Source organism: Bacteroides sp. AM10-21B (genome assembly GCF_003472565.1).
Lineage (GTDB): Bacteria > Bacteroidota > Bacteroidia > Bacteroidales > Bacteroidaceae > Bacteroides > Bacteroides propionicigenes.
This window is the reverse complement of sequence record NZ_QRME01000011.1, coordinates 76,665-89,057: the sequence shown is the minus strand read 5'-3', so window position 1 is coordinate 89,057 and position 12,393 is coordinate 76,665. Positions and strand designations below refer to the sequence as shown.

Below are 12,393 nucleotides of genomic sequence, written 5' to 3'. Positions count from 1 at the left end.
AATATATGAATATTCTTTAATAAGTCGGTGAAAACAGTGATAAAATGTGGAAAATTTCGAATAAATGTTGCATATACCTATTCTCAGTGCGTACGAGATCTATTGCCTAAAAAACTTACATCAGACAGAGGGGGGCTTCAGCCGTACACTCAGGGTGTCTCAGTCGTATACTTAGGGTACCTCAGTCGTATACTTAGATACCCTCAGTCGTATACTGAGATAGGTTGTTTGTATATATCTGATTGACAGTTAGTTGTGATGTATTCTCAAAAATAGAATAATTTGTGACAAATAGACGCTCAATTCTTAAATCTATTTAAAAGCCGCTCATTTTATAAAGTTTAATATTTATCTTTGAACATTAAAAGAAAAATTGGCCTGACAACACTACAATGATACAGATTACACAACTACAAGGAACAGACAGACGGCTGTACGAGCTCGTGGCGCCATTGGTGATGAATCCGGAAATACTGAAACAGAATTATAACTATCCATTTCGCACATCGGAAGACTTTGTCTGGTTTGTGGCAATAGACAAAAAGAACGTTATAGGTTTTATACCGGTAGAAGAAAAGAAGAAAGAGTATGTTATCAATAATTATTATGTGGAAGGTAATAATGAGGATACACTAAAACTGTTATTAGAAAAAGTCATATCAGAAACGGATTCGAGTAAAGAATTGACTTCGGTTACTTTCATGGAACATTGCTCTCTTTTCAAAGAGTTGGGCTTTTCGGAGGAGAAAGTCTGGACCCGTTATGTGAAAATGAAAAAAGACAGATAACTATGGTCACATCTAAAAATGTATACGAACTTGCACAGGAACGTTTGGGATTGATTTTTAGGGAGTTCGATACTATATGCGTGTCTTTTTCCGGTGGTAAGGATAGCGGTGTACTGCTGAACTTGTGTATAGATTATATCCGGTGCAATAACCTGAAGCGAAAGATATGTGTGTTTCATATGGACTATGAGATACAGTATACCGTAACCATAGACTATGTAGATCGTATATTAGAAGCCAATAAGGATATCTTAGAGGTTTATCGGGTATGTGTGCCTTTCAAAGTTACAACCTGTACATCTATGTATCAAAGCTATTGGCGGCCATGGGATGAGGATATGAAAGAGCTTTGGGTACGCCAGATGCCCCCGGGGTCCTATACAAAGGAGGCTTTCCCTTTCTATACGGAGAATATGTGGGATTACGAATACCAAATGCATTTTGCCAAATGGTTGCATTTGCGAAAAGATGCGGTGCGTACTTGTTTCCTTATAGGCATCCGTACGCAGGAGAGCTTTAACCGTTGGCGCAGCATCCATTTAAATCGCAAATACCAAATGTACCATAATTACAGGTGGACCTCTAAAATCGGTAATGACATATATAATGCGTACCCCATATACGATTGGAAAACGACGGACATTTGGACGGCCAATGGAAAGTTTGGTTTCGATTACAATCATTTATACGACTTGTATTATAAGGCGGGAGTCAATATAGAACGTCAGCGTGTGGCAAGTCCGTTCCTTTGCGAAGCACAGGAAAGTTTGGCGTTGTATAAAGTGATAGACCCTAATACTTGGGGAAAGATGATAGGACGTGTCAATGGCGTGAATTTTACGGGTATTTACGGTGGAACCCATGCCATGGGATGGCAGAGTGTACGGATACCTGAGGGGTATACTTGGAAGAGTTTTATGCAATTCCTGCTCTCTACGTTACCCGAAGAAGCCCGGCGCAACTATTTGAAAAAGCTGACTGTCAGCATCGAATTCTGGCGAACTAAAGGAGGGTGCCTTAGCGAGAATACTATCAAGAAACTGCAAGACGCAGGCATCCCTATCGAAGTGGTGAACTATACCAATTACAAAACAAACAAGAAACCCGTCCGTATGGATTATCTGGACGATATTGATATTGCAGAATTCCGGGAAATACCTACCTATAAACGTATGTGCATTTGCATCCTGAAGAATGACCATGCGTGTAAGTACATGGGATTTGCACTGACAAAAGAAGAGATATACAAACGAGACAAAATAATGGAACAATTCAAAAATATGATGTTATGAGTGTAGATAAGAGTCCGGTATATGGTGTGAAAGCAGTTCCTATAGAGAAAATACAAGCTAATGATTACAACCCGAATGTAGTGGCGCCGCCCGAAATGAAATTGTTGGAACTGTCTATTTGGGAAGACGGTTTTACGATGCCTTGCGTCTGCTATTATGATAAGGAGAAAGATAATTATATTTTAGTGGACGGATACCATCGTTATCAGGTGTTGAAGACTTCCCAGCGGATTTACCAGCGTGAAAACGGTTTGTTGCCGGTTGTAGTGATAGACAAGGAACTGTCTAACCGTATGGCATCCACCATTCGCCATAATCGTGCGCGCGGAACGCATAACATCGAACTAATGTGCAACATTGTTGCCGAATTGGATCATGCCGGGATGTCCGATCAGTGGATAATGAAAAATATAGGAATGGATCGTGACGAATTACTTCGTTTGAAGCAAATTTCAGGGTTGGCGGACTTATTTGCCAATAAAGATTTCAGTATTCCTGATAATAAGCCGGAATATATTCCTTAACATTCAAAATAATTCTTTTGCAAACTTGCATAATTTAACCAAATCGCCTACATTTGTCAGCACATAAACAGAATAAACTGGTTGTATAGTCTTCGGACGTAGAATATAGTGCTGCATGAAAAAAATATTAGTTAGCGGCGGTGCCGGCTTTATAGGCTCCCATCTGTGTACTCGGTTGATTAAGGACGGTCACAAGGTAATATGCTTGGATAATCTTTTTACCGGTTCAGAGGAGAATATAGAGCATTTGAAAGGGAATTCCCATTTTGAGTTTGTACTTCATGATGTTGAGTTTCCTTATAAGGCAGAGGTCGATGAGATTTATAATTTGGCTTGCCCCGCATCTCCGATACATTATCAGCACGATGCGATAAAGACTATAAAGACTTCCGTGTTGGGAGCTATTAATATGTTGGAGCTGGCGAAAAAGACAAATGCAAAGATTATGCAGGCGTCAACCAGCGAAATCTATGGTGATCCTGTCGTACATCCTCAAGTAGAAAGTTATTGGGGGAATGTAAACCCAATCGGAATCCGCTCTTGCTATGATGAAGGCAAGCGTTGTGCCGAGACGCTTTTTATGGATCATCACCGCCAGAACGGGATACGCATTAAGATTATACGTATTTTTAATACATATGGTCCGCGTATGTTGCCTAACGATGGGCGAGTGGTTTCTAATTTTGTGGTTCAGGCATTGCGGAACGAGGACATTACGATTTACGGTTCAGGTGCCCAAACTCGTAGTTTCCAGTATGTGGACGATTTGATAGAAGGAATGGTACGCATGATGAATACGGAAGATGAATTTGTGGGGCCGATCAATTTGGGTAACCCGAACGAGTTCTCTATTCTTGATTTGGCGGAAAAAGTTATTAAGCTGACAGGTTCTAAGTCGAAATTGATATTCAATCCATTGCCGAACGATGATCCTAAGCAGCGAAGACCGGACATTACGTTGGCAAAAAACAAATTGGATTGGCAGCCCACTATTGAATTGGAAGAAGGGTTACGCCATATGATTGAATATTTCAGTAGATATCGTTCTTGAATAAATATAGTATCAATAGCGGGAAAAATATAATATAAAGATGAACATGGAAATAAATCCTTCTGAGTACAAAATCCTCATCGTAGATGATGTGATGTCCAACGTATTGTTGTTGAAAGTACTCTTGACAAATGAGAAGTTTGCGATTGCTACGGCAAACAACGGACAGCAGGCTTTGGAGCAGGTGGATAAAGAACATCCGGACTTGGTGCTGCTGGACGTAATGATGCCGGATTTAAGCGGGTTTGAGGTCGCACAGCGTCTCAAGTCCAATCCCGACACGGCAGATATTCCAATCATCTTTTTGACTGCGCTGAACAGTACGACAGATATTGTGAAGGGTTTCCAAGTAGGGGCTAATGACTTTATATCCAAACCTTTCAATAAGGAAGAACTGATAATTCGTGTAACTCACCAGATTTCATTGGTGGCAGCCAAACGTATTATTTTGAAGAAGACGGAAGAGTTGCAGCGTACCATTGCCGGACGCGACAAGCTGTATTCTGTAATAGCCCATGACTTGCGTTCTCCGATGGGTTCTATCAAAATGGTGCTGAATATGCTGATTCTTAATCTGCCTGTTGAGAAGATTGGCAGTGAAATGTACGAACTGCTGACAATGGCAAACCAGACAACGGAAGATGTATTCTCATTACTGGATAATCTGTTGAAATGGACAAAAAGTCAAATAGGCAGTCTGAGTGTGGTTTATCAGGATATTGATGTAGTGGAGGTGGTAGACAGCGTGATTGATGTATTCAATATGGTAGCCGGTTTGAAGAAGATTACCATTCGCGAAGAGAAGCCGGAGAAGTTACCCGTCTGCGCCGATATTGATATGCTGAAAACTGTTATTCGCAATCTGTTGAGCAATGCCATTAAATTCAGTAACGAGAATTCCGAAGTACTGGTGAAAATGGAGGAACAAGGAGATGTGGTAGTAGTCAGCGTAAAGGATAGCGGTTGCGGCATTGACGAAGAGGGGCAGAAGAAATTGCTGCATACCGACACGCATTTCAGTACTTTCGGTACAAACAACGAAGAAGGTTCCGGATTGGGATTGTTGTTATGTCAGGACTTTGTAGTAAAGAATGGCGGTAAGCTGTGGTTCACATCCAAGAAGGGAGAAGGATCTACATTCTACTTCTCCATACCGTTGAAGAAATAAATGAAAAAGGTGATAAGTGGTGTGGGTGTGTCAAAATACACTTGAACATTTCTTTTAGGCACGGATTACACGGATTTCACGGAAAAAGAATAAAGAAAATCTGTGAAATCCGTGTAATCCGTGCCTAAAAAGAAACAAGCAGTAAGCGAGTTTTTGTTTTGACACATTCCCATCGCTTTACTTGTTACATAGTCTTTTGAAGTCGCAGTATTCACATTTTTTCGTGTCTTCTGTTTGAGTGAAAGGCTCTTCAGGATTGTATATCTCCTGCAATAGTGCCAATAGCCGTTCACGAAAATCATCTTCATAAAATGCAAAATTATAGACCGGTACTTTAGGTTGGCGCGGTGCACCCATTTCTATAACGGGCGAGTAACTTTCGGACGCTGCACGATGAATATACAGCAGGGATGGAGCCACTTTTAATGTTTGCTTGCGGCACATGATGGCGGCATACAGGAAAGTCTGGAAAATATAGTTCGGGCGGTTATCGGCAGGGGTGAACAGTTGTTCTATATTTTCGGGAGTTTTGGGAGTACCGCCTGTCTTATAGTCCACAATACGCAGGGTATCGTTTTTACTATCCATACGGTCTATCGTTCCGCCAATATTTAAAGGCAGGATTCCTAAGGGGGTATTTACTTCGATGGTTTCCGTTACTTTCTGTTCCATGGCTTCCATGCGGAAAGGAGCATACTGCAAGTCATTGCGAAGCAGCTGCCGCAAATAGGATGCGATGACTTTGGAGTGGACAAGTTGTGTGCCGTTATACTCGGGCTGTTCGTTGGCGGGTACATGAAAAAGCTCTTCTTTGAAGGCGGTATCTACGTAAGTTTGCAGTTTGACGTCATTGCGAAGCAGCTGTTCCAAGTCCTCCTTGCGTATCTCCTTTCCATTGGCAGTAAGGTCTTGATAGACCAGTTCGGCAGAACGGTGGAAGATGGTTCCGAACAGAGCGGAGTCAATTTCTGCACTGACTTCATCGGGTGCTTTCAGCCCGACAACGTAGCGGTAGTAGAACTTTAACCGGCAATCGAGGTAGGTGTTGAGCGCCGAAGGAGAAAAGAGTGCATTCGGATGTCGCCGGATGTCGTATGTGTTGTACATCCGTAGCAATACCTCATCTGTTTTACGTATTTCTATCTCACGGCTGTGTTGGGGAGATTGTCCCGCTTCCAAATATTCGCGTGAGATGTCGTGTGGAGATTCTACAAGGAACTGCAGCATGAAACGTGACATTTCACCTCGGTTTAAGCCGTCGGATGCCGTATTATATAATAAGGTGATATTTTCCGCACGCTGTATCAAGCGGTAGAAATAATAGGCATATACCGAGTTCTTATGCTCAATGGTAGTCATACCGAATGCCTTGCGCAGGTTATAAGGTATGAAAGACGAGTCGCCGCCGGATTTTGGAAGCTGGCCTTCATTAAGGGACAGCATTATAAGGTTGCGGAAGTCAAGATTACGCGTTTCCAATACTCCCATTACTTGCATACCGATAGCCGGCTCGCCATGAAACGGGATGTTTGTCGAGGTGAGCAGACGGTTCATCAGACGTTTCAGGGTATCTGTCTGCAAGTTTAGTCCGTCACTTTCTATCAAGTTGAGCAAGCGGTTGACGAGAGTGTAGCTCTTGAATAGTGATTCCCGGTAAAGTTGGTTGAAAATATCTTCTTTGTCCTTTTCCTGACGGTAAACGACGGCTACCTCGCGCAGCAGTTCGGTGAGGTAACGGCAGATGGAAGAGATGCCGCTTTGCGGGGTGAATATCTGTTCAAGAAAAGCATCCTTCTTAAGTTCCGATGGAAGAGGATAGAAGCGGTTGTTTTTAGTGAGTTGTTTCTCCAAGTCTTCGGAGATGGTAGACAGTTGCCGGGTATAGGGATGTTTCAATACGGCAAGTACTGTTTCGTATGTATAGCGTCCCGTATCTCTGCGGTATCCCGTGGTCTGCAACTCCATAAGAGCGTTGATGTAACTGTATATAGGTGTCTGCGCCAATGGGAATCCCATAGTTATATTGACGTTTTCCACTTCCGGGGGGATAGAGTGCAGTACGGGCAATAACAGTGATTCGTTGCACAATACAATGGCGTTTTCTTTCTCCTTACTCGTCTCGGTGTCGTTTTTCATGACAGTACGCACCCATTTGGGCAGGTAGCGGGCTTGTGCATTTTCTGTCGGAGCAGAGATGAAACGGATTTTCTTGGGATGCCGCAAGACGTCAAAGGCTGTTTCGGGCAGCTGGTTGGGAAACAGCTTTAAGTTGCGCAGAATAAATTCGCCTGCCTCGTGGATGTATGGAGGTTGCTGTTCGTGGGGCAGACGGGTGTAGAATATGTCATAATCCCAGTAAAACATGGCTTTTCCCGCATCTTGCAGAAGCCGGAAGAAGCGGGTTTCTACTTTATTCAGCACATTGAAGCCGACGAATACGTAGCGGTCATAACGCAACCGGTCTGTGTCAAGCTGTTCTATGACATGGCGGTACATCATACCTTCATAAGCGATACCCAGTTCGGAGAGATTCTTCCGGTAATTCCTGTAAATATCTCCTAACTTGTCCCAAAGGGAGATAAACTTCTCTTTGAGCTGCGTGCGCTTGTCGATGGAGAAGTTTTGAAAGAATTGTTGTATGGCTTCTTCCTGCTCTTTATCGAGGAAGTCGTAGTTGTCCATGATATTCTTCAACTCCTGCAGGTTGCTGAACAGTTTGCCGGCATCTACAAGGTTTTTGTCAACGTCATCGAAATCGCTGATAAGCAGTTCTCCCCAAAAATAGAAGTCATCCAACGGTTCTTCGCTATGAGTCTCTTCACGGAATACTTTATACAGCTCGCACACCAGTCGGATAGGATCACCCGGTTTCAAGGGCGAAAGCTGGCGGAACAGTTCGCTGATGTTGACATATGCGGGAGACCATAACGGGCGATCGCTTTGGGCAGCCAGATATTCATTAAAGAACAGGCTGGCGCGTTTGTTGGGAAATACGATAGCTGTGCGTGACAGATCGTTTCCTATTTTGGAATATAGGTCTTGGGCTACTAATTGAAGGAACGTTTTCATACTTTCTCTATTATTTCTTCTTCTACATACCACAGATACCCGCTGATAGTATTTGCATCATACCCCATACGGATGAGTAAATCTATGTATCCTTGTACCTGTTTGTTATATTTTTTGTTGGGTTTGCCGAACTTGAAGTCTACAACCACGATTGTTCCGCCACGCATCATCACGCGGTCCGGACGGCGGTTGCGCAGTTCTCCGTTTTCCTGCCAAATAATGTCGCATTCATTGAATAACTGCCAACTACCCGAATACCAATCCTTGATTTGCGGTTGCGAGAACGCCCTGAGGGTCAGTTCCCGTATTTCCTCTTCTGTTTCGGTGCGCCCTATGATACCCTCGAATACCAGACGGCTGATGGCATCGTCAATATCCTCTTCCGTTTCGATGGCAGAGAATAAAGTGTGCAACAGACGTCCCCGATTGATGAAACGCCGGCTGGACTTGGCTTCGTCTACTCCGGCTATGAAGTCGGCGGAACGGTTGGACTGGCGGAACTCGATGTCGTGGCGCATACTTTCCATATGCACCGGAAGTTTAACGGGCTTCTGTGCAAGCTTGTTCAGGGCTTGGCTGTTGTCATTCTCTTCTTCCGACGGATATACCTCTCCACTTTCATAAATGCTCTCTTCTTCATCCCAACTGCCTTCACCCGCTTGGGCAACTTGAGGCAGTGCGGCGGAAAGAAGTTCTGCCATTGTGCCTTTCTGGTCTTTCTTGCTCCATAATATCAGGTTTTTTCCGGCACGGGTAAATGCTACGTAAAGCAGATTTAGATTGTCCACCCATAATTGTAAGCGTTCGTTAAGATAATCCTGACGGTAAACAGACTCCGCCATTGTAGAAGAGTAGTTGACGGGAACAAGGTCTATTGCGTTGTAAGGTGGTTCAGGGGCGGTGCACCACACGAGCTGGTTATATGTTTCATTCTCCAGTTTCCAGTCGCAGAAGGGGATGAGGACGGTATGGAATTCCAATCCTTTGGACTTATGAATGGAGAAGATGCGTATGCCGTCCATTTCTCCGCTGGGGATTGTCTTGGCGCAAAGTGTTTCGTCCCAATAACGGATAAAGCCATCGAGGTCGGAGGAATTGTTTTGCAGATATTCCGTCACTGCATCGAAGAAAGAGAACAGATAAGCGTCTTGCTTTTCGATGCTGCCCATGTTGAATAGTGTAAACAGTTCTTCCAATAGCTCGTATAGAGGCATCAGGCGTAGTTCATCCATACGGGAGACGAATTCTGCAGGGAGTGCTGTTCGTGCATCAGCCGTTAATATGTCGTGCCAGTCTGCCGGTTCTGCCTTATCTCCACCTGTAATTTGTAATTTGTAATTTGTAATTAGCGAAGCTTTCGCTATCTTTTCTTCCGGATTCGACAGATAGCGTAGAGCATCTATCAGCATACAGATGGCAAGAGACGCATCCAAGCGGAACGCTTCATCCGATACAACGGGAAGGTGTAACTCTTTGTTGAAATAGTCCGCAATAGGCGGTATGTTTTTATTTTTGCGTACAAGAATGGTAATATCATTCAGCTTCACACCTTCCGAGAGTAGCCTTTGTACTTCTTCGCCCAAAGCGGATAAAGTTTTTTGGGTATAGTTCTGTTCTTTGTCAGGCTCTATGAAAGAGACTTTGACATAACCCTTGCTGTCTGTTTTAGGAGATTCTTGGACTACATCGGCATAGGCGCGTTTCAGCGGGAAGCATTCTTCTTTCAGTTCTTCCAAGTGCAAAGAGTTCAGGTAATCGACCGCAGCGGTAAAAAGACAGTTGTTGAAATTGATGACATTCGTTTCACTTCGGCGGTTTACCTTCAATGTTTCCACGCGTACCGGGAAAGGAAAAGAGAGTTGGGGACTGGTGTCGCAGAATTGAGATTTGGATTGGTTACTTCCCAAGCTGTTCAATATTCCCCAATCACCGTTGCGCCAGCGGTAAATGGACTGTTTCACATCACCCACAATCAGACTGTCTGCTCCCTGCGACAGCCCTTCGAGCAACAGTAGCCGGAAATTATCCCATTGCATACGGCTTGTATCCTGAAACTCGTCTATCATAACATTGCGGATGTTGGCGCCTATTTTTTCGAATACGAAAGAAGAATCGCCTTCGTGCACTAATTTGTGTAACAGGGCGTTGGTGTCTGACAACAGAAACCGATTATGTTCGCGGTTCAGTGTGCGCACTTCTTCATCAATATGATTGAGCAACTGCAATTTGTTGAGATGTTGCAACGAGAGACGGCAACTGTTTATCGTACGGCTTTTCTGCGGACGCAGTCTTTCCGCATCTTGAAGCAAGGGTATCAGGCTGGTTTCCGCAAGACGGATAATCTCATCCTTGCGGGAGGATGTTTTTGTTGCCCAGTTCTTGGCATCTGCCAAGCTGTTTTGTAAGGTAGCGTTCAGTACGTCCTTGTCCGTCAGTCGCCCGTCACGCAGTTTACGAAAATAGCTGCCTATGCTGCGTGCACCGCCTTTCAAGTCTTCGGGTACGAGGGCGTGACCGTCCAACTCGCCTTCAAATTGGTCGTAGAAGCCTTTCATCTGTTCCAATGCGTCGGTTTCCATTTCGCGTAGCACATCCCGATAGAGTTTTATCGTTTCTGGAGAACGAAGTTTGAGACGAAGCCCTTCACCACGTTCTATATAGCTTTCATCGAAGATATTCCGTCCGAAACTCTTGACTTCACTGGAGACATTCCAACGCTTGTCATCGGCAATGCGCTCATTGATGTAATCCAACAGCCAAGCAAGTACGGGCGAAGAGGGAGTCAGTTTTTCAATCATACTGTCGACAGCGTCACTCAGCACATCGGCGTTATTCAGTTCGATGTTAAGGTTTGGGCAGAGTTCCAGTTCGCGGGCAAGGTTGCGCATGACGGACTGGAAAAACGAATCGATTGTCTCTACACGGAAACGGCTGTAATCGTGCAGCATATATTGCAATGCCATTCCAGCCCGTTGGCGCAGTTCTTTGTCAGGGGGGGGAGAGGGATTCAAATCCTCTTTGATGCGTTTCAGATAAGCGTCCGATGCAGGGTCCTCCTTCCAAATGCCGTACAGTTGTGTTAAAATGCGCTCTTTCATTTCCGCCGTAGCTTTGTTGGTAAAGGTTACGGCAAGTATCTGACGGTAGGCACGGGGATTGATAATCAGAAGTTTGATGTATTCCACAGCCAGTGTGAAGGTCTTTCCCGAACCGGCTGAGGCTTTATATACTAATAGTTCCATTGGATATGCAGCTTTGAAGTTTGACTACAAACATACATAAAAATCATGAGAAAGGCTTAAGGATAACGTGAAAAACAGGTATGCAAAAAAGGGCTGCACCCTTTTGTCCGTACGGTGCAGCCCTTTAAATATGTATTTTCAATAAAGATTTATACGCTCTTATCAAAGAATGGGTGTCTGGAACAGGAATGTGAAAGAGGGGCTGTCTTTCAAATCTTTTACGGCATCTCCGGCATATATTTCTCCGTTGGTCAGCGAGAGTTTTTTTACTGTGGCTTTAGGGTTGAAATTTATTTTCTTCAAATCAAGCCAGAACAGGTTAGGAGTGAGGGTCGATTCGAAATAATAGACTTTGTCTTTCTGATTGGAGACCGAACGCCAACGGGTAGAAGATATGTGGGGCTTGTCCGGTGTAGTGATTCCAAACGGAACGGATACGGTACGCATCACGCTCAATACACTGGGCACTGCAATCTTTGCGTCTGCCGTCTGCGGAATGGCATGGATGTAGAATGATGCGCGTACAAAGCGGTCACTGGAACGATTGGTTCCGGGCAGCATCTGTAATCCGCCGACTTCTTTCCAATAGTCGTTTATAGCTAATTGATTTTCATACTTGGGTGAATTGGTCATTACCTGATATTCTTTACCCTCGTGAATACTCAGTTTTCCGTCCAGATATTCCAGAATAGCGGTATTTCCCGTCTCGTCTGTAATAGCCAGATGGAGGGTGGAAGCCGAGCCGTTAGGCATTTGGGGAGCATCAATGCGGAAGGTCTCTTTTTTCAGTTCGTCTACAGCTTCGCGTACAGTGGCGAAGTTGTCAAGTACATATTGCGTCCAAATGCCGATGCCCATTACCGGACGGGTATCTCCGGGACGGTCGTATACGGACTCCGGCAGGAACAGCAAACTGGCTACCAGTCCTCTTTCGTTCATGCCGTCGCACGTACCTATGTCATAACCTGTTGCGATGACACTGCCATACTTGGAGGTCCATTTCACTGTTTCACCTTTATTGTATCCGGCTCTTTCCATTCCCCGAGGAAATACGTAGAGGTTACTCATGATATCCTCTTTCCAGTCCATCGTACGGCCTGTGATAACCATATTGTCCGGTCCGATGTAAGTAGCGCGCGTACATGCGCCCGCTTGTTGTATGCCTAATGAAAACAGGGCAGCTAAGGCTGTTAATGCTACCGTTCCTCTTTTTGTATTCATAATTTTATTTGTTAAATGATTTATATACAAAGAGTAAC

Annotated in this window: 8 protein-coding genes; 5 read left to right on the top strand and 3 right to left on the bottom strand. The window is 44.3% G+C overall.

Annotation, left to right across the window (positions count from 1 at the left end):
* Positions 1 to 392: 392 nt before the first annotated feature.
* From DW121_RS14120 to DW121_RS14100, 5 genes are all read left to right on the top strand, one after another.
* A complete protein-coding gene (locus DW121_RS14120) occupies positions 393 to 788 on the top strand; it encodes a hypothetical protein (protein WP_117711792.1) in 396 nt (131 codons plus the stop codon).
* 2 nt (positions 789 to 790) lie between these two features.
* Positions 791 to 2,080, top strand: a complete 1,290-nt coding sequence (locus tag DW121_RS14115; protein ID WP_118324173.1) for a DUF3440 domain-containing protein — start codon at positions 791 to 793, stop codon at positions 2,078 to 2,080.
* Positions 2,077 to 2,604 (top strand): IbrB-like domain-containing protein, encoded by a 528-nt coding sequence (locus DW121_RS14110; RefSeq protein ID WP_117711788.1) that lies wholly within the window; start codon positions 2,077 to 2,079, stop codon positions 2,602 to 2,604. The genes DW121_RS14115 and DW121_RS14110 overlap by 4 nt, the downstream gene beginning before the upstream one ends.
* Before the next feature lie 115 nt (positions 2,605 to 2,719).
* The gene (locus tag DW121_RS14105; protein WP_117711786.1) at positions 2,720 to 3,655 is read left to right on the top strand and encodes a UDP-glucuronic acid decarboxylase family protein; all 936 of its coding nucleotides are present in this window, start codon (positions 2,720 to 2,722) and stop codon (positions 3,653 to 3,655) included.
* A 40-nt stretch (positions 3,656 to 3,695) separates the two neighbouring features.
* Positions 3,696 to 4,823, top strand: coding sequence for a response regulator (locus DW121_RS14100; RefSeq protein WP_117711784.1), 1,128 nt, complete (start codon positions 3,696 to 3,698; stop codon positions 4,821 to 4,823).
* 177 nt (positions 4,824 to 5,000) lie between these two features.
* On the opposite strand, the gene DW121_RS14095 is transcribed toward DW121_RS14100, so the two are convergent.
* From DW121_RS14095 to DW121_RS14085, 3 genes are all read right to left on the bottom strand, one after another.
* Entirely contained in the window at positions 5,001 to 7,892 is a 2,892-nt protein-coding gene (locus DW121_RS14095) for a PD-(D/E)XK nuclease family protein (protein WP_118324171.1), read from the bottom strand.
* Positions 7,889 to 11,134 (bottom strand): UvrD-helicase domain-containing protein, encoded by a 3,246-nt coding sequence (locus DW121_RS14090; RefSeq protein ID WP_118324169.1) that lies wholly within the window; start codon positions 11,132 to 11,134, stop codon positions 7,889 to 7,891. The genes DW121_RS14095 and DW121_RS14090 overlap by 4 nt, the downstream gene beginning before the upstream one ends.
* 162 nt (positions 11,135 to 11,296) lie before the next feature.
* Positions 11,297 to 12,355, bottom strand: a complete 1,059-nt coding sequence (locus DW121_RS14085) for a linear amide C-N hydrolase (RefSeq protein WP_117711778.1) — start codon at positions 12,353 to 12,355, stop codon at positions 11,297 to 11,299.
* Between the last annotated feature and the right edge of the window lie 38 nt (positions 12,356 to 12,393).